The 21333-nt window shown below is 61.2% G+C and carries 22 protein-coding genes; 7 read left to right on the forward strand and 15 right to left on the reverse strand.

Going from position 1 to position 21333, the window contains the following annotated elements:
* Positions 1-21 precede the first annotated feature (21 nt).
* The 4 genes from ACPJXG_RS24600 to tyrS are packed head-to-tail and all read right to left on the reverse strand — an operon-like array spanning position 22 to position 3033.
* Positions 22-666 carry a histidine phosphatase family protein gene (locus ACPJXG_RS24600; RefSeq protein ID WP_425252599.1) on the reverse strand — a complete coding sequence of 215 codons (645 nt, stop codon included), beginning with the start codon at positions 664-666 and terminating at the stop codon, positions 22-24.
* Between the two features lie 3 nt (positions 667-669).
* On the reverse strand, positions 670-1302 hold the full coding sequence (locus ACPJXG_RS24605) for a YbhB/YbcL family Raf kinase inhibitor-like protein (protein ID WP_425252600.1): 633 nt from the start codon (positions 1300-1302) through the stop codon (positions 670-672).
* Between the two features lie 19 nt (positions 1303-1321).
* On the reverse strand, positions 1322-1771 hold the full coding sequence (gene dtd / locus ACPJXG_RS24610; protein WP_425252601.1) for a D-aminoacyl-tRNA deacylase: 450 nt from the start codon (positions 1769-1771) through the stop codon (positions 1322-1324).
* Positions 1768-3033, reverse strand: a complete 1266-nt coding sequence (tyrS, locus tag ACPJXG_RS24615; protein ID WP_402720184.1) for a tyrosine--tRNA ligase — start codon at positions 3031-3033, stop codon at positions 1768-1770. Before tyrS ends, dtd begins: the two co-directional genes overlap by 4 nt.
* A gap of 154 nt (positions 3034-3187) precedes the next feature.
* On the opposite strand from tyrS, the gene ACPJXG_RS24620 reads away from it, so the two are divergent.
* The gene (locus ACPJXG_RS24620; RefSeq protein ID WP_099403330.1) at positions 3188-4555 is read left to right on the forward strand and encodes a M23 family metallopeptidase; all 1368 of its coding nucleotides are present in this window, start codon (positions 3188-3190) and stop codon (positions 4553-4555) included.
* A gap of 123 nt (positions 4556-4678) precedes the next feature.
* Positions 4679-5773, forward strand: coding sequence for an anhydro-N-acetylmuramic acid kinase (locus ACPJXG_RS24625; protein ID WP_425252602.1), 1095 nt, complete (start codon positions 4679-4681; stop codon positions 5771-5773).
* Positions 5774-5838: 65 nt separating this feature from the next.
* On the opposite strand, the gene erpA is transcribed toward ACPJXG_RS24625, so the two are convergent.
* From erpA to rplM, 5 genes are all read right to left on the reverse strand, one after another.
* Positions 5839-6201, reverse strand: coding sequence for an iron-sulfur cluster insertion protein ErpA (gene erpA, locus ACPJXG_RS24630; RefSeq protein WP_029496047.1), 363 nt, complete (start codon positions 6199-6201; stop codon positions 5839-5841).
* A gap of 98 nt (positions 6202-6299) precedes the next feature.
* Positions 6300-6689 (reverse strand): bactofilin family protein, encoded by a 390-nt coding sequence (locus tag ACPJXG_RS24635; RefSeq protein WP_035828615.1) that lies wholly within the window; start codon positions 6687-6689, stop codon positions 6300-6302.
* A gap of 90 nt (positions 6690-6779) precedes the next feature.
* Entirely contained in the window at positions 6780-7817 is a 1038-nt protein-coding gene (gene argC, locus ACPJXG_RS24640) for an N-acetyl-gamma-glutamyl-phosphate reductase (protein WP_176389146.1), read from the reverse strand.
* Between the two features lie 179 nt (positions 7818-7996).
* On the reverse strand, positions 7997-8389 hold the full coding sequence (gene rpsI, locus ACPJXG_RS24645) for a 30S ribosomal protein S9 (RefSeq protein WP_010393285.1): 393 nt from the start codon (positions 8387-8389) through the stop codon (positions 7997-7999).
* A gap of 9 nt (positions 8390-8398) precedes the next feature.
* Positions 8399-8827 (reverse strand): 50S ribosomal protein L13, encoded by a 429-nt coding sequence (gene rplM, locus ACPJXG_RS24650; RefSeq protein WP_010393282.1) that lies wholly within the window; start codon positions 8825-8827, stop codon positions 8399-8401.
* A 225-nt stretch (positions 8828-9052) separates the two neighbouring features.
* On the opposite strand from rplM, the gene ACPJXG_RS24655 reads away from it, so the two are divergent.
* Positions 9053-9475: an OsmC family protein gene (locus tag ACPJXG_RS24655; RefSeq protein WP_034749235.1), complete on the forward strand. Its 423-nt coding sequence runs from the start codon at positions 9053-9055 to the stop codon at positions 9473-9475.
* Positions 9476-9578: 103 nt separating this feature from the next.
* On the opposite strand, the gene coq7 is transcribed toward ACPJXG_RS24655, so the two are convergent.
* The gene (gene coq7, locus ACPJXG_RS24660) at positions 9579-10223 is read right to left on the reverse strand and encodes a 2-polyprenyl-3-methyl-6-methoxy-1,4-benzoquinone monooxygenase (RefSeq protein WP_035824568.1); all 645 of its coding nucleotides are present in this window, start codon (positions 10221-10223) and stop codon (positions 9579-9581) included.
* An 87-nt stretch (positions 10224-10310) separates the two neighbouring features.
* Positions 10311-10742: a hypothetical protein gene (locus ACPJXG_RS24665; RefSeq protein ID WP_035824565.1), complete on the reverse strand. Its 432-nt coding sequence runs from the start codon at positions 10740-10742 to the stop codon at positions 10311-10313.
* A 148-nt stretch (positions 10743-10890) separates the two neighbouring features.
* On the opposite strand from ACPJXG_RS24665, the gene ACPJXG_RS24670 reads away from it, so the two are divergent.
* From ACPJXG_RS24670 to ACPJXG_RS24685, 4 genes are all read left to right on the forward strand, one after another.
* Positions 10891-11670 carry an ATP-binding cassette domain-containing protein gene (locus tag ACPJXG_RS24670; protein WP_035828613.1) on the forward strand — a complete coding sequence of 260 codons (780 nt, stop codon included), beginning with the start codon at positions 10891-10893 and terminating at the stop codon, positions 11668-11670.
* Positions 11671-11673: 3 nt separating this feature from the next.
* Complete coding sequence (locus tag ACPJXG_RS24675; RefSeq protein WP_035824561.1) at positions 11674-12870, forward strand: ABC transporter permease; 1197 nt, start codon at positions 11674-11676, stop codon at positions 12868-12870.
* Between the two features lie 170 nt (positions 12871-13040).
* Positions 13041-13934: an ABC transporter ATP-binding protein gene (locus ACPJXG_RS24680; protein WP_035824559.1), complete on the forward strand. Its 894-nt coding sequence runs from the start codon at positions 13041-13043 to the stop codon at positions 13932-13934.
* 10 nt (positions 13935-13944) lie between these two features.
* Positions 13945-17523, forward strand: coding sequence for an ABC transporter permease/M1 family aminopeptidase (locus tag ACPJXG_RS24685; protein ID WP_425252603.1), 3579 nt, complete (start codon positions 13945-13947; stop codon positions 17521-17523).
* Between the two features lie 53 nt (positions 17524-17576).
* Here the strand turns inward: ACPJXG_RS24685 and ACPJXG_RS24690 are convergent, their stop codons facing one another.
* From ACPJXG_RS24690 to ACPJXG_RS24705, 4 genes are all read right to left on the reverse strand, one after another.
* Positions 17577-17960, reverse strand: coding sequence for a hypothetical protein (locus ACPJXG_RS24690; protein ID WP_425252604.1), 384 nt, complete (start codon positions 17958-17960; stop codon positions 17577-17579).
* Between the two features lie 178 nt (positions 17961-18138).
* Positions 18139-19593 (reverse strand): catalase, encoded by a 1455-nt coding sequence (locus ACPJXG_RS24695; protein WP_425252605.1) that lies wholly within the window; start codon positions 19591-19593, stop codon positions 18139-18141.
* Between the two features lie 93 nt (positions 19594-19686).
* The gene (locus ACPJXG_RS24700; RefSeq protein WP_425252606.1) at positions 19687-20370 is read right to left on the reverse strand and encodes a DsbA family protein; all 684 of its coding nucleotides are present in this window, start codon (positions 20368-20370) and stop codon (positions 19687-19689) included.
* Positions 20364-21233 carry an MBL fold metallo-hydrolase gene (locus ACPJXG_RS24705; RefSeq protein ID WP_176389141.1) on the reverse strand — a complete coding sequence of 290 codons (870 nt, stop codon included), beginning with the start codon at positions 21231-21233 and terminating at the stop codon, positions 20364-20366. The genes ACPJXG_RS24700 and ACPJXG_RS24705 overlap by 7 nt, the downstream gene beginning before the upstream one ends.
* Positions 21234-21333 lie beyond the last annotated feature (100 nt).

Raw genomic sequence — 21333 nt, forward strand, 5'->3', positions numbered from 1 at the left:
CGATGGGGCCGCTTATAGGGCTTAGCCCAGCTCGTCCATCGCGGGCGCGCTCAGGTGCTCGATATTTCCCCAGTGCACCAAATGCAGCTTGCCGTCCGCGTAAGAAAAACGGTTGACGCTGGCATTTTTGACTTGGAAGTCGCGCGGGCTGTCGAGCGTCATGCCGACCGCCTCGCGGTAGGCGCACTCGAGCACGCCGCCGTGGGCCACGATGGCGATCGTCTGACCGTCGTACTGCCGGGCCCAGCGGGCGATGGCGCCATTCGCGCGCGCATAAAACTGGCGGAAACTTTCGGCCTGGCGCTCGCCCGACGGCATCACGGCGTCGATCTGGCGCGATTGCCATTGCGCATACTCGTGCGGATAGCGCGCGGCAATGTCCGCATACAGCAAGCCTTCGAAAGCGCCATAGCAGCGCTCGCGCAGCAAGGAGTCCGTTTGCACGGGTAAATCTTTCACGTCGGCCACGGCTTGCGCCGTCTGCCGCGCGCGCTGCAAATCGCTGGCGAGGATGGCGGCCAGCGGCTCATCGGCCAGCGCCTGCCCCAGCGCGCAAGCTTGCGCCAGGCCCGCCTCGTTCAAGGCGATGTCGATATGGCCCTGCAGGCGGCGGCCCGCATTCCAGGCCGTTTCGCCATGGCGTATCAATAAAATCGTGGTGCTCATGCTTTATTTCTTCAGGGTAACTGCCAACTCGGGATTGAGCGAATAGGCGACGACGAGCTGGGCTTCGTCGAGGATGTGGCCGTACAGGGCGGCATGCGCTTGCTGCCCTGTAAAACGCTCGGGCAAGGCCAGACGCGGCACGTCGAGCGCATACAGGCGGAAGATATAGTGGTGGATGCGCTCGTCATTCCACGGCGGGCACGGGCCATCATAGCCATAGTAATCGCCGGCCATGGCGGCATCGCCGGCAAACCAGCCCGTGTAATCGTTGAGGCCCTGGCGCAGGCCAGAACTCGCAGCCTTGCCACGCGGCGTGATGCCACTGGAAAACTCTCCGGCGGCAATCGCGCGCATGGCCAGGGGAATATCGAGCAAGCTCCAATGATAAAAATCGCCGCGCAGCGCCGTCAGTGACAGGGCCTGGCCTTCAACATTGGCCAGGCTGGCGTCTTGCGGCGCATCAGGGTCGATGCAAAAGAGGGCCAGCGACTCGGTGCCGTTGGGCACCTCGTCCCAGGCCAGATGGGGATTGCGGTTGCCGGCGAGGCGCACGCGGCTGGCCGGATCGATCTCGGCAAAAGCATAGTCGGCCGGCATCAGGCCGCCATCACGAAACGTCTCGCTCCACAATTTCATCGCTTGCTCCTCTTTATAATTATTGCTTTGCGTTCACTTGCAGCCAGAAGGTCACCGGACCGTCGTTCGTCAGCGACACTTGCATGTCGGCGCCAAACTGCCCCGTTTGCACGGTCGCATGGCGGCTGCGCGCCTGGTGCACGAAATGCGTGAACAGGCGCAAGCCGTCCTGCGGCGCGGCCGCCGGCGTGAATGACGGGCGCGTGCCGGACTTGGTGTCGGCCGCCAGGGTAAACTGGGGCACCAGCAGCAGGCCGCCGGCCACGTCCGTCACGCTGCGGTTCATCTTGCCCGCCTCGTCGGCAAACACGCGGTAACCGAGCAGCTTGCTCAGCAGGGCGTCCGCTTCCTTCTCCGTATCGCCCCGCTCCGCGCACACGAGCACCATCAGGCCGGCGTCGATGGCGCCGATGGTGGCGCCGGCAACGTCGACTTTCGCCTGGGTCACGCGCTGCAGCAGCGCGATCATGCCGTCAAGGTGACGCGCGCGAAACTGCGCTTGCCAACTTGCAACACGAACTGGCCGGCGTCCACTTGCAAGCCCTTGTCGCTGATGACGGTGCCGTCGATGCGCACGCCGCCCTGGTCGATCTTGCGCATGGCTTCCGACGTGGACGGGCACAGGCCAGCCTGTTTCAGCAGCTGCGGGATGCCCAGCGGTGCGCCAGCCAGGCTCACTTCCGGGATATCGTCGGGGATGCCGCCCTTCGAGCGGTTGACGAAGTCGGCCAGCGCATCTTCGGCCGCCTGCTGCGAGTGGAAGCGGGCGACGATCTCTTGCGCCAGCGCAACCTTGGCATCGCGCGGATTGCGGCCTTCCTCGACTTCGCGCTTCAGCTGCGCCAGTTCGGCGATCGAGCGCCACGACAGCAGCTCGTAGTAGCGCCACATCATGACGTCGGAAATGCTCATCAGCTTGGCGAACATGGTGTTGCCCGGTTCCGTGATGCCGATGTAGTTATTCTTCGACTTGGACATTTTTTCCACGCCGTCCAAACCTTCCAGCAGCGGCATGGTCAAAATACACTGCTGCTCCTGTCCATACTGCTTTTGCAGTTCGCGGCCCACCAGCAGGTTGAACTTCTGGTCCGTGCCGCCCAGTTCCAGGTCCGATTTCAGGGCCACCGAGTCGTAACCTTGCATCAGCGGGTACAGGAATTCATGGACGGAAATAGGAATGCCGCCCTGGAAGCGCTTGGTGAAGTCGTCGCGCTCGATCATGCGCGCCACCGTGTAGTGGGAAGCGAGCTGGATGATGCCGCGCGCGCCCAGCGGATCGCACCACTCGGAGTTATAGCGGATTTCGGTCTTGCTGGCGTCCAACACTAAAGATGCTTGCGCGAAATACGTCATCGCGTTAATCTCGATCTGTTCCTTGGTCAACGGCGGGCGCGTGACGTTGCGGCCCGAAGGGTCGCCGATCATGGACGTGAAGTCGCCGATGAGGAAAATGACTTGATGGCCGAGGTTTTGCAGCTGGCGCATCTTGTTCAGCACGACAGTGTGGCCCAGATGCAAGTCGGGTGCAGTCGGGTCCAGGCCCAGTTTGATGCGCAGTGGAACACCGGTTTTCTCGGAGCGGGCTAATTTTTGCGCAAATTCGCTTTCGATCAAGAGTTCGTCGACGCCACGCTTGGTAATCGCGAGGGCTTCTTGTACTCTGTCCGACAGCACAAGCGCGGTCTGAGCGGCGTTAGCCTTTGTAGGCGATGCGGTGGTGTTGATTTCCATAAAATTTGACTGTAGATCTCAAAATGGTAGTAGGTTTGCGGAGTTTGCTATAATGCTCGATCCCATCAATCTTGCCGTATGAAAACGAACCAAAATAACAATAACAAAGAGCACTAGTTCACGAATCGTTCAAGGGCAAATTTTAACTGATTGCATGAACCCTATACATAAAATCACAGGCTCACGCTTGTACACACAGCTGACGACGACCCGCAAGGCACGCATTATCGGTGCTTCCGCGGTGCTGCTCGCCGTGGCCGCCTTCGGCGCGGTCGCTGTGTCGCCCATGGCGCCCGACGCATCGGACTTGCCGGTCACGTCCATCGCCCAGAACCTGGAAATGCCTGATCTCGCCTCGCAAATTTCCGCGATGGAACAGGTAGACCAGAATTTCACCCACGAAGAAAAAGTCCGCGCTGGCGATACCCTCGCCACCTTGCTGACCCGTCTCGGCGTGGATGATCCTGTGGCCGCCAATTTCATCAAAACCGACAAGATCGCGCGCGGCGTGATGTTGCTGAAATCGGGCAAGCGCGTACAAGCGCAAACGTCCGAAAACGGCGACCTCAACTGGATGCGCGCCACCCTCGTCGATGGCACGGACAAATCGGTCAAGAACATCCTGATCACCCGCAAGGGCGACAAGTTCGTGGCCACGGAAGTGGCAGCCCAGCTGGAACGCCGCGTTGAAATGCACGCGCGCAAGATTACTTCCACCCTGTTCGCCGCCACCGACTCCAGCCTGGACGGCACGCGCCTGCCAGACTCGATTTCCGCGCAAATCGTGGAAATGTTCTCCACCAATATCGATTTCCGCTCCGACCTGAAACGCGGCGACTCGTTCAATGTTGTCTACGAAACATTCTGGCAAGATGGCGAATTTGTCCGAGCGGGCCGCATCCTGGCCGGTGAATTCACCAACCGCGGCACGACTTACCAGTCCGTTTGGTTCGAAGACCCAGCCAGCAAGCAAGGCGGCGGTTACTACAGTTTCGACGGCAAGTCCCTCAAAAAAGCCTTCCTGAAATCCCCCCTCGAATTCTCCCGCATCTCGTCCGGCTTCTCCATGCGCGTGCACCCGATTTCCGGCAACTGGAAAGCGCACAAGGGCATCGATTTCGCTGCAGCAACGGGCACCCCTATCCGCGCTTCGGGCGACGGCGTGGTCGATTCCGTCGGCAGCCAAAACGGCTATGGCAATGTTGTTGTCCTGAAACACTGGGCCAACTACACCACCGCCTACGCACACATGAGCCGCTTCGCTTCGGGCCTGAAAAAAGGTCAAAAAGTCAGCCAGGGCGATGTGATCGGCTACGTCGGCACCACCGGCTGGTCGACGGGCGCCCATTTGCACTATGAATTCCGCGTCGGCGGCGTGGCACAAGACCCAAGCAAGCTGAACGTACAAGCCCAGGCGCCATTGACGGCCGCTGAGCTGAGCCGCTTCCGCATGGTGTCGGCTGACATGATGCACCGCTTCACCCTGCTGCGTCCGAACGACACGGCACTGGCTTCGCGCTAAGCAATACCGCCTTCGGGCAACATATAAAGGCACCGCCCATGCAAATGGCCGGTGCCTTTGTTTTATGTGTGCAGGAAAATCCGGCACAATGCATCCATCACTGACGCACTCAAGGAACACTCCATGCTGTATATCGGTTTAATGTCGGGCACCAGCCTCGATGGCGTCGACGGCGCGCTGGTCGACTTTTCCGACGATGGCGGCACGCGCAGCCTGGGCGACGCGTACATTCCCTTCCCCGCCAGCCTGCGCGCCGACCTGATGGCGTTGCAAAGTGCCGGCCAGAATGAAATCGAACGCGAAGCGCTGGCGGCAAACCAACTCGTGCGCCATTACGCCGATTGCGTCGCCATGCTCCTGAGCAATGCGGGAATCGGCCCGGACGCCGTTGCCGCCATCGGCGCGCATGGACAGACCATCCGCCACCGCCCCGAGCTGGGCTTTACGCGCCAGCTGAACAACCCAGCCCTGCTGGCTGAACTGACGGGCATCGACGTCATCGCCGACTTGCGCAGCCGCGACGTGGCGGCCGGCGGCCAAGGCGCGCCGCTGGTGCCCGCTTTTCACCAGGCCATTTTCAATGTGCCAGGCCACACGCGCGTGCTGGCCAATATCGGCGGCATCAGCAATATCAGCGTGCTGCACGCGGACGGCACGGTGACGGGCTACGACACGGGGCCCGGCAATGCGCTGATGGATGGATGGGTTTTGCAACACCTGGGCCAGCCTTACGACGCCGACGGCGCCTGGGCAGCGACAGGGCAGGTCATCCCCGCCCTGCTGGCGGAATTGCTCAACGACCCGTATTTTGACTTGCCGGCGCCGAAAAGCACGGGACGCGACCTGTTCCATGCCGACTGGTTGCAGGACAAGCTGAGCAACTACCCGCAGGCCAAGCCTGCCGACGTGCAGGCGACCCTGACGCAGCTGACGGCCGCCAGTCTGGCGCATGCCATCTTGCGCGACGGCACGCAGGCGGAAACGGTCTATGTATGTGGCGGCGGCGCGCAGAACGCCAGCCTGATGGCGGCGCTGGACCGTGCATTGCCGGGCATGGCGGTGGAGTCGACCGAAGCGCTGGGCGTGGCGCCGAGCCAGGTCGAGGCGCTGGCCTTTGCGTGGCTGGCCTGGCGTTTTACGCAGCGCAAGCCGGGCAATTTGCCGGCCGTGACGGGAGCGGCGGGCTTACGCGTGCTCGGTGCGCTATATCCGCGTTGAGCAGATGTAGAAACACAAATAGCGGATCGATGATCCGCTATTTTCTTACTTGCCCCGTTTAGTACTTAAACGGAGAAGGACGAACCGCAACCGCAGGTGGACGTCGCGGTAGGGTTTTTAATCACGAACTGCGCACCTTCCAGGTCATCCTTGTAGTCGATTTCCGCGCCGACCAGGTACTGGTAGCTCATGGAATCGATCAACAGCTGGACGCCGTTCTTGACCATGGTGGTGTCATCTTCGTTGACGATTTCGTCGAAGGTGAAGCCATACTGGAAGCCGGAGCAGCCGCCGCCCTGCACGAATACGCGCAATTTCAGGTCGGGATTGCCTTCTTCTTCGATCAGCTGCGCGACTTTTTCAGCGGCGCTATCGGTAAAGATAATAGGGGAAGGGATCACATCTTGCATTTCAGCGACGGCATTCATATCAGGCACTCCTACTAGAAAACATTAAGTCATTATAGACTGTTGGCGCAACTCGCGCTGCGGCCGCCGCTGATGCGGCTGGACGGTGTTGTTCCTGCTCACATTTCCGATACGGCCAGGTGCAGCACGGGGTCGGCGCTGTCGTGCCGGCTGAGCTTGCCTTGCACCAAGGCGCCGCTGTGCATTTCCAGCACCTTGTAATAGACCTCTCCTACAATGCGGGCTTTTGGCTGGATTTCAAGCATTTCGGACACATACACGGGACCATTGATCTCGCCGCTGACGACCAGGCTCGAGCAGCGCACTTCGCCATCGATGCGGCCCGCCTCGCCCAGCACCACGTACGTGGGCTCGCCCGGCTCGCCCGTGACATTGCCGCGCACATGGCCGTCGATGCGCAAGCCGCCGCAAAACAGCAGGTCGCCCTCGATCCGCGTGGCAGCGCCGATCAAGGTGTCGATGGGGTTTTTCGCGTTGCGCTCGAACATGAACGTCATCCTGTCGGGGTACGTGGCAGTCCAATTTATCACAGGTCCGGCAAAAAGGCGCCGGACCCGCGCAAGCACCGTCGCCTATCGTTACGGCATCACGGCGATGTGTTGCAAACCGGCCGTTTCTTTCAAGCCAAACATCAAGTTCATGCATTGCACGGCCTGGCCCGACGCGCCCTTGACCAGATTGTCCTGCACCACCAGCACGATGACGGTATTGCCGCCTTCAGGACGGTGCAAGGCCAGGCGCAGCATGTTCGAGCCGCGCGTGGAGCGTGTTTCCGGGTGCGAGCCGAAAGGCATCACGTCGACGAAAGGCTCATCCTTGTATTGCGCTTCGAACAAGGATTGCAATTCTTCATTGCTGACATCCTTGTTCAGCTGCGCGTACAGGGTCGAATGCATGCCGCGTATCATCGGCACCAGGTGCGGCGTGAAGGTCAGCGCCACTTTCTCGTCCGTGAAGCGCTGCAATTGCGCCGTCGTTTCCGGCAGGTGGCGGTGACCGGCCACGCCATAGGCCTTGAAGCTGTCGCTGCTTTCCGAGAACAGGATGCCGATTTCCGCCTTGCGGCCGGCGCCGGACACGCCCGACTTGCAGTCGGCGATCAGGCTGCCCGCGTTGACCAGGCCAGCTTTCAGCAGCGGATAAAAGCCCAGCTGCATGGTGGTCGGGTAGCAACCGGGGTTGGCGATCAGCGTGGCTTGCTTGATGTCTTCACGGTTCAGTTCCGGCAAACCGTACACGGCTTGCTCGATCAACTCTGGCGCCGTATGGGGAATCTTGTACCACTGCTCGAACTTTGCCTGGTCTTTCAGGCGGAAGTCGGCGGCCAGGTCGATGACTTTCACGCCGGCGGCCAGCAGGGCTGGTGCTTGCGCCATGGCAACACCATGCGGGGTGGCAAAGAAGACCACGTCGCACTGCTCCAGATTGGCTTTATCGGGCGAGGAAAACGCCAGTTTCACGTGGCCACGCAGGGAAGGATACATGTCAGCAACGGGCAAGCCATCTTCCTTGCGCGAGGTAATCGCCGTCAACTCGACATCTGGATGGGTAGCGAGCAAGCGCAGCAATTCCACGCCCGTGTATCCAGTGCCGCCGACGATGCCAACTTTGATCATGTTCTTTCCTTGTGTATAGATTGCATAAGATTGCATAAAGATGAGGGGAAACGCTGCCCCTGCGGGTTTTCGCGTATTTTACAGCGCAACGGCGCATCCCGCTGAAATGCAAAAAAGCCGCGAGACCGAAGTCCAGCGGCTTTTCGACCAGCACCCCGAAAGGTGCTGTAGCGTAGAAATTAACGCTTCGAGAATTGCTTTGCGCGACGTGCTTTGCGCAGACCAACTTTTTTACGCTCGACTTCACGTGCATCGCGGGTCACGAAGCCGGCTTTCGCCAGTTCCGGTTTCAACGCTGCATCGTAGTCGATCAGAGCGCGGGTGATGCCGTGACGAACTGCACCAGCCTGGCCCGACTCACCGCCGCCATGGACGTTGACTTTGATGTCGAAACGCTCGACATTGCCGGTCAGTTCCAGTGGTTGACGGATGACCATCAGACCCGTTTCGCGCGAAAAGTATTCGTTTGCTGGTTTGCCGTTAACAACGATCAAGCCTGTGCCAACTTTGATAAAAACCCGAGCCACTGCACTTTTGCGACGGCCGGTTCCATAATTGTAATTACCGATCATGTCAGTTCCTTAGAGAACAAGTGCTTTAGGTTGCTGAGCAGCGTGCGGATGGGAACCTTCCGCGTACACTTTCAGCTTCTTGATCATTGCGTAGCCGAGTGGGCCTTTAGGCAGCATGCCCTTGACCGCTTTCTCAAGCGCGCGACCTGGAAAACGCTGTTGCATTTTCTGGAAGTTGGTTTCGTAGATGCCGCCTGGATAGCCAGAGTGACGGTAGTAAATTTTCTCAGTAGCTTTGGTACCGGTCACACGCAGTTTGCCTGCGTTGATGACGACGATAAAGTCGCCGGTATCGACGTGAGGAGTAAATTCTGGTTTGTGTTTGCCGCGCAGTCGGAGTGCCACTTCGCTGGCAACACGTCCGAGGACTTTGTCCGTCGCGTCAACCACGAACCAATCGCGCTGGACTTCATGTCCTTTAGCGGAAAATGTTTTCATGTTGACTTCCTAATAGATTACACGCTCAAATGGTGGTTCCGCCGATGCTGCCATGCGGACTCTGCCTTATTTACTTTTCCTGAGCGAACGGAAAGCCGACAAGTATAAGCGGCTTTGCCTTGCCGCGTCAAGCCGCAATCGAGGCCGGCTGCGGGCCGGCGGCCGGCACATGGATGAGCATTCCTCTATTACAATACAAAACGCTTACAATTTTCGGAGAGTACGATGGAATGCAAAGTCAGCTGGAATGGCCCGTCGGGCATGAGTTTTCGGGCAGAAACGGGTTCCGGCCACCTGGTGACCATGGATGGCGCGCCCGATGGCGGCGGCCACAACCTGGCGCCACGCCCCATGGAAATGGTCTTGCTGGGCACGGGCGGCTGCACCGCCTATGACGTGGTGCTGATCCTGAAACGCGGACGCGAAGCCGTCAGTGGCTGCGAAGTGACCCTGAAGGCCGACCGCGCCGACACCGATCCGAAAGTGTTTACCAAGATCCACTTCCACTTCACCGTGCGGGGCAAGGCCCTGAAACCGACGGCCGTGGAACGGGCCGTGGCCTTGTCGCATGACAAATATTGCTCGGCGTCGATCATGCTGGCCAAGACGGCGGAGATTACGCATTCCTTCGAAATCATCGAGGAGTAGGTCGGATTAGCGGAGCAAGGCCCCGCGTAATCCGACGACACTACAAGCGCCAACAATGTTGTCGGATTACGGCCGGCGGCCTAATCCGACCTACGCCGACCTGTCAGATGTAGTAAGCCGTTTTGGTCATCACTTTCCCCATGATGCCCATCAGCGCCTTCACGGGCGCCGGGGTATCGATGGCGCCCAGGCGCTGGGCGGCGGCGCCGTGCTCCACTTCGTCGATGGCCATCTGTTTCACGATGGCGCGCGACTTGGCATCCTGCGGCGGCAATTCCTGCAAGTGGCTGGCCAGGTGCGCTTCCACCTGGCGTTCCGTTTCCACCACGAAACCCAGGCTGCGGCCGTCGCCCATGCGCGCGGCGATGGTGCCCAGCGCAAACGAACCCGCATACCACAGGGGATTGAGCAGGCTCAGACGCGAGCCCAGCTCCGTCAGGCGCTGCGCCGTCCAGGCCAGGTGGTCTTCCTCTTCGCGTCCCGCTTCGTCGAACTGGGCGCGGATGGCCGGGCTATGCGCATAGCGCGCCTGCGAGTTGTACAGGGCTTGCGCGCACACTTCGCCCACATGGTTGACGCGCATCAAGCCGGCGCTGTGGCGCTGTTCGGCCGGGCTCAGCTCCGCATCGGGCGCATGCGCGGCCGGCGTGGGGCGAGAGGCCGAGGCCACGCCCGCCATGACGCGCAGGGCCTTGTCGGCGCCAACAATCAAACGATCCAGGGGGTCAAAATGGCGGTTCGCGGTCATCGTGGCTATGCTCATGAGTAGTAAAGCATGAATTATAGGACGATCAGGGCCGGCAGTCCCCACGCCGCGCGCAGGGTGAACGGGGCTTTATTGACTTGTGCGCGCTTTTTCCTGCTCGATCCAGTCCACCACGGGGCCGACGGCGTCCAGGCCGGACAGGCTTTTCGCCACGCCCAGGTTCAGTGAAATCAGGAAAGAAATGCTGTCGACGGGGATGTCCGGGCAGAACTCGGCAAACGCGGCGCGAAAACGCTCCGATTGCAGCACGCGCAAGACTTTCTCGCCGCTCATGAATTGCAGCACGCTGGCGATGCTGTGCCCGCCACCTAGCGAGTGGTAAATGAAACGGTTGTATTTCGCGTCTATCTCTTTGAAGTCGAGCGCTTCCTCCGTCATCAGGCCGGCCAGGTAATACAGCCCCAGGCTGACGCGGAAGAAACCGATGGCTTCGGCACTGGTCATACCGGCGCGGGCTACGGCCAGTACCTTGTCCTGCATCGCCTGATCGATCGTTCGCATTGCGCTCTCCCGCGCCGTCCGCCGGCGCCCACCGGGCCAGCTTGCATGAAGATGCTGTTTTTTTCAATAGACCAAACGATATTTCCACCTTGCAAGTTACATTTTTTGCATGCTACTCTCGTTCTTCACCGTTAAATGGATGAAGCACATGATTGAGGTCAAGCACCTGGCAAAACGTTTCCGCATGCCGCCCCACAAAGGCAAGGCCATGCACGTCAGCGATCCGCGCGAACATGAGGGCTGGTTTCACGCCGTGCGCGACGTCAGTTTCAGCTGCGCCCCCGGCGAAGTGCTGGGACTGCTGGGGCCGAATGGCGCCGGCAAGACCACCACCCTGCGCCTGCTGTCGACGGCCTTGCAAGCGGACGCGGGCAGCGCCCTCGTCAACGGCGTCGATGTCCTGCAGCAACCGCTGGTGGCGCGCCAGAGCATCGGTTTCCTGTCCGGCTCGACGGGACTGTACGGCCGCCTGACGGCGCGCGAGAACGTGGAATACTTTGGCCGCCTGCACGGCATGCCGGCCGACAAGCTGAAACGCCGCTGCGACGAACTGTTCTCCCTGCTGCAGATGGAGGAGTACGGCGCCAAGCGGGCCGATCAATTATCGACGGGCATGAAGCAGAAGTGCGCGATCGCCCGCACCGTCGTGCACGAGCCGCAAGTGGTGATCCTCGACGAGCCGACCACCGGGCTGGATGTGATGTCGGCCAAGATCCTGCTCGACTTCATCGCCAGCTACAAGGCGCTGCGCGTGCCGCTGATCTTTTCCACGCATCACCTGCACGAGGTGGAAAAGCTGTGCGACCGCGTCTGCATCATCAACCGCGGCACCACCGCCTTCAATGGCACGGTCGACGAACTGCGCCACCTGGGCGGCAGCGCGGACTTGTACGACGCCTTTGTCAGCGTCATCAACCAGGGAGCCTGAGCCATGTGGACCATTTATCTGAAAGAGTTGCTGGAACTCACGCGCGACCGCAAGACGCTGATTTTCACCATTCTCATCCCCATCTTTGCCATGCCGCTGATCTTTGGCGGCTTCGCTTATGTTTCCAGCAATATGTTCAAGAACGCCAAGACGGCGGAAATGCGCTATGCGCTGTTCGGCAAGGACCATTCGCCTGGCCTGAGCGCGCGTTTTGCCCAGCAGCACAACTTGCGCGAAGTGCCGCTGGCCAGCGAGGGCGACATCCGCCGCGCCATCGGCGACGACACGATCAAGTTCGCCGTCGTCATTCCGCCCCGGTTTGAAGAGGCGCTGCAGCAACAGCAGCAAGCCAAGGTGGTGTTGCACTACAACAGCGCCAGCACGGTCGACGTGACCCAGCAGCGGGTGCGCGAGATCGTCGAGGCGTATAACGCCAGCCTGCGCGAAAGCGCGCTGTCGGCCCTGAACCTGAGCCCGGCCCAGCTGGCCTTTGCCCTCAATCCCATCGTGCTCGACAAGCAATCGACGGCCAACGAACGCGAGCAGATGGGCGCCATCGTCGGCGGCATGCTGCCGTATCTGCTGCTGATGGTGTGCCTGACGGCGGCCATGTATCCGGCCATCGACCTGGGCGCCGGCGAAAAGGAACGGGGCACCCTGGAAACCCTGCTGCTGGCGCCCGTGCCGCGCAGCGCCATCGTGCTGGCCAAGTTCCTCGTGCTGTTTACGGTGGGCATGACCTCGGCCGTGCTGATGGTCGGCAGCATGGGCGCCCTGCTGGCCATCTTCGGCAGTTCGCTGGAAGGCAACATGGCCGTCATGGTGCGCAGCATCGGCTTGCCCGACCTGGCCATGGTGACCCTGATGCTGGTGCCGACGGCCGCCATCTTCGCCTCGCTGCTGCTGTCGATCTCGATCTACGCAAAAAGCTACAAGGAAGCGGCCGGCATGATCACGCCATTGATGCTGTTCGTCATCCTGCCCACGGTGGCGGCCATGCTGCCCGGCGTCGAGCTGAACTGGATGTGGGCCATGGTGCCGCTCACCAACGTGTCGCTGGCCATGAAGGAACTGGTCAAGGGCACCATGGATTACCGCATGTTCGGCGTGATCCTGGCCTCGACCACGGTGATCGCGGGCGCCCTGCTGATGCTGTGCCGCTGGTGGTTTAACCGCGAATCGGTACTTTTCCGAAATTAAACCTGCAAATGGCTTGCGGCGGGGTGCCGTCCACCCCGCCCATCCGCACTCTGGGCACGTGAAAATGCCGTGTATCGCATGCAACTGCCCAGCACGTCTTAAATTCAATACAATGCCAGCATAGATAAGCTCCGCAGCATGGGGCCGCAACAGCATGAGCAAGGAGTTGTATGGAATTGCAGATTCGCAAATTGTCGAAGACCTACGCGAATGGCGTGGTGGCGCTGGATAACGTGTCGCTGACGATACCGCCCGGGATGTTTGGCTTGCTGGGCCCGAATGGCGCCGGCAAGTCGACCCTGATGCGCACCCTGGCCACCCTGCAGGAATGCGATTCCGGTTCCATCTTCTTCGGCGACTACGACGTGCTCGACGACAAGGACGAGATCCGCCGCATGCTGGGCTACCTGCCGCAAGACTTCGGCCTGTACCCGAAAGTGACGGCCTACGAACTGCTCGACCACTTCGCCACGTTAAAAGGGCTGTCGCAGCGGGCGCGCCGGCGCGAGGTCGTCGATGGCCTGTTGCAGCAAACCAATCTGTTCGACGTGCGCCACCAGCGCCTGGGCAGCTTTTCCGGCGGCATGCGCCAGCGCTTCGGCATCGCGCAAGCGCTGCTGGGCGACCCGAAACTGATCATCGTCGACGAACCGACGGCCGGCCTCGACCCGCAGGAGCGCGTGCGCTTCCATAATCTGCTGTCCGACATCGGCGAAGACAAGACGGTGATCCTGTCGACCCACATCGTGTCCGACGTGGCCGACCTGTGCGCCAACATGGCCATCATCAACAAGGGCCATTTGCTGCTGTGCGGCAAGACCCAGGAACTGATCGACGAAGTCAGCTGCAAGATCTGGGCGCGTTTTGTCGAAAAGAAAGAGCTGGCCAGCTTCCAGCAGCGCCACGCCGTCATTTCCACACGCTTGCTGTCGGGCCGCACCCTGATCCACGTCTACAGCGACGACGACCCGGGCGACGGCTTCGAGGAAGCCATCGGCGACCTGGAAGACCTGTATTTCGCCACCATTGCCGGGCGCCACCGCGTCGCCCCGCAGTGCGACTGAGGGGGCGGCCATGTTTGCCATCGCCCGCTTTGAAGCGCGACAGCGGCTCAAGCTGCTGTCCACCTGGGTGTATTTCATCATGTTTTTGGCGCTGGCGATGCTGTGGATGGCTGCCGCCGGCGGCGTCTTCAAGGAAGCGAGCATCAGTTTCGGCGGCAAGTTCCTGATCAACGCACCGCGCTCGCTGGCTTTTACGTGCAGCGTGCTGGGCTGCTTCGGCGCCGTGGTCGTGGCCGCCATGATGGGCCGTTCGGTGCAGCAGGATTTCGAATACGGCATGCAGCATTTCTTCTTCAGCGCGCCGATCAAAAAATACCAGTATGTGTTTGGCCGCTTCCTCGGCGCCTGGCTGGTGCTGGCGGTGGTGTTTTCCAGCATCGTCATCGGCGCCTGGCTGGGCGCCTGGCTGCCCGGCATCGATCCGGAACGGCTGGGGCCGCAGCGGGCGCTGGCCTACCTGATGCCGTATGTGTTTACCCTGCTGCCGAATCTGTTCATCTTCGGCGCCATTTTCTTCGTCATCGCGGCCCTGACGCGGCGCATGCTGCCCGTGTACATCAGCTCGGTAGTCATGCTAATCGGCTATCTGGTGGCGCCGTCGCTGGCGCGCGACCTCGACTACAAGACCCTGGCCGCCCTGATCGACCCCTTCGGCACCACGGCGCTGATACGCCTGACGGAATACTGGCCGAATGCGGAGCGCAACACGCGCCTGGTCACCCTGGAAGGCGTGTACCTGCTGAACCGCGCCATCTGGTCCGGCTTCGCCCTCGTGGCCTTGCTGCTCGGCTACTGGCGCTTCCAGTTCCACGCGACGACGGACGCAGGCGCCGGCAAGCGCCGCAGCGAGGGCGAGGCGCCGCAGCGCCTGTCGAACGCCTCGCTGTCGACGCAGGAAACACCGGACTTTGCGCAGCGCAATCTGGCCGCCCTGCTCGTCAAGATGAGCTGGCTGAACCTGCGCGAAACCATCAAGAACATCTATTTTGTCGTCATCGTGCTGGCCGGCGTGCTGACCATGTATGCGGGCGCGCTCGACATGGGCTCCATTTACGGCACGAATACCTATCCGGTGACGGAAAAGGTGCTGGACATGGTCAACGCCTCGTTCGCCCTGTTCATGCTGGTCATTACCACTTTCTATGCGGGCGAGCTGGTGTGGCGCGAACGCGAGGCGGGCACGTATCTGATGCTCGACGCCCTGCCCGTGCCGAACTGGCTGCCCCTGCTGTCGAAACTGTTTGCGCTGATCGGCCTGCAAGCCTTGCTGAGCCTGGTCATCATGCTGTGCGGCATGTCGATCCAGGTCTTCAAGGGCTATTACCGCCTCGACCCCGGCCTGTACCTGGAATCGCTGTTCCTGTCGCACCTGCCCTACTATGCGCTGATCGCCGTGCTGGCCATCTTTTTGCAGGTATTGATCAATCACAAGTACCTGGCGTATTTCGCCATGATCCTGTACCACATCGCCAGCATCAGCTTTTCCTCGCTGGGCCTGGGCGACCCGCTGCTGCTGTACGGCAACACGCCAGACTTCGTGTATTCGGCCATGAACGGCGCCGGCCACTATCTGTTGCGCGAACGCTGGTACTTGCTGTACTGGAGCGGCGCGGCCGTCATGCTGACGGTGCTGTCGCTGCTGTTCTGGCCCCGCGGCGCGCAGGACAGCTGGCGCATCCGCCTGCGCCTGGCGCGCCACGGCCTGACGCAGGGCGTGCTGGCCAGCTTTGCCGGCGGCGCCCTGATCTTCCTCGGCGCCGGCGGCGTGCTGTTCTACGTTTTCCACGTGGCCAACGATTACCAGTCCGAATTTTCCCGCGATGCGGACCGCGCCAGCATCGAGCGCCAGTACCGCAAGTTTGCCGCCACGCCGCAACCGAGAATCACCGACGTGAAACTCGACGTGGCGATCTACCCGGCGCAGCGCAGCCTCACCGTCACGGGCCGCTATGTGCTGCAAAACAAGACCAGCCTGCCGATCAGCCACATTTTTGTGCAGCAAGACCCGACCTCCACCATGCGCCTGCGTTTCGATGCCCGCGTGCATCCCGGCCTCGATGACGGCAAGCTGGGCTTTTACAGCTACCGCCTGGCCGCGCCGCTGGCGCCGGGCGCCACTCTGGGCCTCGATTTCGACGTCCGCTACGCGCCGCGCGGCATCTTCGGCCTGGGCCAGGACACGCCCGTGGTGGCCAACGGCACCTTCTTCACGAATGCCGTGCTGCCGCACATCGGCTACCAGCCGCAGCAGGAATTGACGGACCCGCGCGACCGCAAGAAACACGGCTTGCCCGCGCGCGAACGGGCCTTGCCGCGCGACGATGCGAAGGGATTGGCCGACAATTACGTCAGCAACGACGCCGACCGCATCAACTTTGACGCCACCGTCAGCACCGTCGACGGCCAGACGGCCATCGCGCCGGGCATGCTGGACAACGACTGGATCGCCAAGGGCCGCCATTACTTCCACTACACGATGGAGCAGCCGATCCTGAATTTCTACGCCTTCCAGTCGGCCCGCTATGCCGTCAGGCACGAGCGCTGGCAAGACGTGGCCATCGACGTGTACTACCATCCTGGCCATGAGTACAACCTTGATCGCTTCGTGCGCGGCAGCAAGGAAGCGCTCGAGTACTACACGAAGAACTTCGGCCCCTACCAGCACAAGATCCTGCGCATCGTCGAATTCCCCCGCTACGCCACGTTCGCGCAATCGTTCCCGAACACGATACCGTATTCGGAAGGGCTGGGCTTCATCGCCAGGGTGGACGACAAGAACCCCAAGGACCTCGACTATCCGTTCTACGTCACGGCACATGAAGTGGCGCACCAGTGGTGGGCGCATCAATTGGTGGGCGGCAATACGCGGGGCGCTACCGTGCTCAGCGAAACCCTGGCCGAATATTCGGCCCTGATGGTGATGAAAAAAAGCGTAGGGCCGGCCAAGATGCGCCGCTTCCTGCGCTATGACCTGAATCAATACCTGATGGGGCGCAGCGAAGAGCGCAAGAAGGAATTGCCGCTGGCCGAGAATGAAAACCAGGCCTACATCCACTACCACAAGGGCAGCCTGGCCATGTACTTGCTGCAAGATATCATCGGCGAAGACAAGGTCAACGGCGTACTGCGCGACTTGCTCAAGACCCATGGCCAGAAAGGCCCGCCGTATGCCAGCGTGACGGCCCTGGTCCAGGGCTTGCGCCTGGTCACGCCGCCCGAGCAGGCTTACCTGATCGACGACCTGTTCGAGAAAATCGTGCTGTTCGACAATCGCGCCCTGTCGGCCACGGCCACCAAACGCAGCGATGGCAAGTACGCCGTCACCGTCAAGGTGCAGGCCAGCAAATTGACGGCAGGCGAACAGGGAGAGGAACACGATGCGCCCCTGCACGACTGGATCGAGATCGGCGTCGACGACGCGAACGACCATCCGCTGCTGCGCGAACGCCTGCGCATGACGGCGCGCGAGGCGAGCTACACCGTCATCGTCGGCAGCCGGCCAGGCAAGGCGGGCATCGATCCCGACAACAAGCTGATCGACCGCAAGCCGGACGACAATATGGTCACCGTCGAGCTCGAAGAACCATGACGAAAAATGGCCACCCTGAACAGATGGCCATTTTTTTGAATATCAGGCGTTCATCAGACTGCGGCGCGGCGCGTCACCAGGCTCAGGCTGATGCCCATTTCCGTCAAATGCTGCATGTCGGCCAGGCTTAGGTCCAGCGGCGAGTCGAGCGTATCGTCGCCGTTCAGTTCCAGTTGCAGCTCGGCCACGATGCGCGGCATCGTGAAGCTGACGCCGCGCGAGCGGCATTCGGCCAGATAGCTACGTATGCGCGAGGGCAACACTTGCGATTTCGGCGCCTGCGCAATCAGCACTTCAAAGCCGGAATCGAGATGCACGCGATTCGCGCCCTTCGCCTCGCCCTTGCGCCATTGCCGCTCCGGATCCGTGGGCAAGACTTCGAGGATGGATTTGAGCGTGGGGTCGTCCCCATGCACCGACAGCTTCGCCATATTCATATTGCAAGACTTTCTAGTCAGGACGCCGCCAGGAAGGCGGCGCGATCATCAGACCAACAAGTCTACGCATGGAAGGCAAATATGTCCATACGGCAATATTTGGTATCCCATTCTAATTTGTGCTGCATCAACAACAGGCGGAACACACTTGTTCCGCCTGCAACATCCGCTTACACGGTCAGCCGCGAGCCTGCAAGGCGGCGCGCACGCCGGCGCCGTAGGCCGCATCGGCCCGGTCGAAGTGGCCGAGTTGACGCTGCAAGGTTTCCGGCCGCACCTGGCTCAGGGGACCTGCCAGGTTGACGAACAGGTTTTGCTTCGCCTGGTCAGACATCAAGCGGAACAGATTGCCAGCTTGCGTAAAGTCGTCTTCCACACCGCGCCCATCATAGCGCGCCGCGCCGCCATCGAGCGCCAGCGCCGGTTCACCGTGGCCCAGCCCTTGCGGCTGCGTGCCCGCCGCCGCCACGTTGGCGTAGTTCTTTGCCGAGCTGCCATTGTGAATCGCCATGCCGCCGTCGCGCTGCTGGTTGTGGAAGGGGCAGCGGGCCGCATTCACGGGCAGATGCTGGTGATTCGTGCCGACCCGGTACAGCTGGGCGTCATGGTAGGCGAACAAGCGGCCTTGCAGCATCTTGTCGGGCGAGTAACCCATGCCAGGCACGGCGTTGGCCGGCGAGAAGGCTGCCTGCTCGACTTCCGCGTGGTAATTGTCCGGATTGCGGTTCAGCTCGAAAATACCCACGGGCAGCAGCGGGAAGTCCGCGTGCGGCCACACTTTCGTCAGGTCGAACGGGTTCCAGCCCGTGCGCTGCTCCCATGCATCGAGTTGTTCTTGTGTTGCCACCTGCAGCTTGACTTCCCACTGGGGGAAATCGCCGCGTTCGATGGCGCCGAACAGGTCGCGCTGGGCGTAATCGGGATCGGCGCCGGCCAGGCGGCCCGCTTCCGCCGCAGGTAAATTCTTGATGCCCTGGCGCGTCTTGAAGTGCCATTTCACGTACACGCGCTGGCCGTCGGCATTGATCAGGCTATACGTGTGGCTGCCGAAGCCATCCATGTGGCGGTAGCCGTCCGGCGTGCCCCGGTCCGAGAACAGCATGGTGACCTGGTGCAAGCTTTCCGGCGCATGGCTCCAGAAATCGAACATCATTTCGGCCGATTTCAAGTTGCTTTGCGGATCGCGCTTTTGCGTGTGGACGAAATCGGGGAACTTGATCGGGTCCTTGATGAAGAACATCGGCGTGTTGTTGCCAACCAAATCCCAGTTGCCCTCTTCCGTGTAGAAACGCACGGCGAAACCGCGCGGGTCGCGTTCCGTGTCTGCACTGCCGCGTTCGCCGCCGACGGTGGAAAAGCGCGCGAAGGTGGCCGTCTGCTTGCCCACTTCAGCAAACAATTTGGCCTTGGTGTAGCGCGAAATGTCGTGCGTGACGGTAAAGGTGCCGTAGGCGCCCGAACCTTTCGCGTGCACGACGCGCTCGGGGATGCGCTCGCGGTTGAAATGCTGGAGTTTTTCGATCAGGTGGAAGTCTTGCAGCAGCAGCGGGCCGCGAGGACCGGCACTGATGGAATTCTGGTTGTCGGCGACGGGAATGCCCGAGGCGGTACTGAATGGCGGCTGTTGACTCATGGCTGCTTTTCCTTCGTTGTTGACTAATGGAAGCAGTGTAACGAGGTCAACAACAAAGGAAAAGCTAATTGATTTTATCGATCCGATAGATATTTACAATGCACAACCTTGTTCATCGCAGACGCCACCGAGCTGCGCCTGCAACTTCGCCGGCTGGCCCAAAAAGCCGCCGATATCGATCACGGACAATTTCCCGCTGCCATCGTCGAGCACGAAGGTGGGAAAGCCCTGTCCGCCCACCTGCGCCAGCAAGGCGCGGCTGGCGTCGATATGCCGCTGCGTGGCGGCGCCCGCCTGGCACGCATACTCGGCCTGGAAGGCGGCGCCATCCATGCCCAGCTCTTGCGCCAGGGTCACCAGCACGGGCAGGTCGGCGATGCGCAAGCCGTCCACGTAATGGGCGCGCTGCACGCGCTGCAGCATGTCCAAGCCCTTGCCAGCCAGGACTTCCGCTGCCAGGATGGCCGTGATCGGCGGTTCGGAATCCATCATGGCCGTCGTGTCGTTCAGCAAGCCATTCATATAAGCATCGCCGAATGGCTGGCCTGACAATTGCTCGATGCGCCGGTCATGCGGCAGCACATAGCCGCGCCATGCGGGCGTGATCTGGCGGCGATTGCTGCCCGTCATCATGCCGCCGCCGTGGAAGGCCACCGTCAGGCCGGGCACGGCGCGCGCCGCCTCGACCAGCGGGGCGGCGCCGTAGCACCAGCCGCACAGCGGGTCGAAAATGTAGTGCAGTGTGGGCGTGCCGGTTTCCTGGTTGCCGCTTACCATTTCATCTCACCCTTCGCCACTTTCGCGCTGGTCTCTAAAGCGCCATCGAGGCCCAGCTTCGGATAGCGCATTTTCATCGCCTCGATCAGGGCGGCCGAATTGGCGGCCTTGGCCGTTTCCGCTTCAAACGTCACCAGGTAGTCGCGCGTAAAACCGATGCTGTCCGGCGTCAGGGGCGAACCGACCTTGAAGTGGCCCGGCACGACGGTGACGGGTTTCAGGGCGGCGATGCCGTCCAGGGTCTTGAGCCAGTCCTGGCGCGATTGCAGGCTTTGCGTATCGGCCGTCCACACGTGCAAGTTGCCAAACAGCACCACGCCGCCGACGACGGCCTTGATCGATGGAATCCACACATAGGTGCGCGCCGGCGTCGGGCCGGCGATGTCCAGCGACTGGCCTTCCAGGCTGATGCGCTTGCCCGTCAACGCTTCCGGAATGACGATGCTTTTCGGCGCATTGTCTTTCAGGATAGGGCCCCAGTAGGCGACTTTGGCGTCGGCCTTGCGGCGAATTTCCGCGACCGTTTCCGGCGTGGCGACGATCTTTGCCTGCGGGAAAGCCGCCTTGATCACGTCGAGGCCAAAGTAAAAATCGGGATCGCTGTGGCTGATATATACCGTCGTCAGTTTCTTGCCGCTGGCGCGAATCTTTTCCACCAGCTTTTGCGCTTCGGCGCGCGAAAACTGCGCATCGATCAGCACGGCGTCATGCTTGCCCGCAACCAATACAGAAGCGACGGGAAAGATGGCCGCTTCGCCCGGGTTGAAGACTTCCAGGGTCAGGGGGGCGCTGGCGGCGGCCGAGGCGGCGCCGACGGCAAACACGGTGGAAACGAGAACGCTGCTGATGGTTTTGGTGAACATGATCTGCCTTCACAAGATGATTAGGATGACTGCATCTTACGTTGCTCGGTTCGGTAGAAAAACCCGTTAAAGCGCAATAGTTTATTGCTTAATTCGGATG

The organism is Janthinobacterium sp. NFX145 (assembly GCF_049810325.1).
In the GTDB taxonomy this organism is placed as follows: Bacteria; Pseudomonadota; Gammaproteobacteria; order Burkholderiales; family Burkholderiaceae_D; genus Janthinobacterium; species Janthinobacterium rivuli.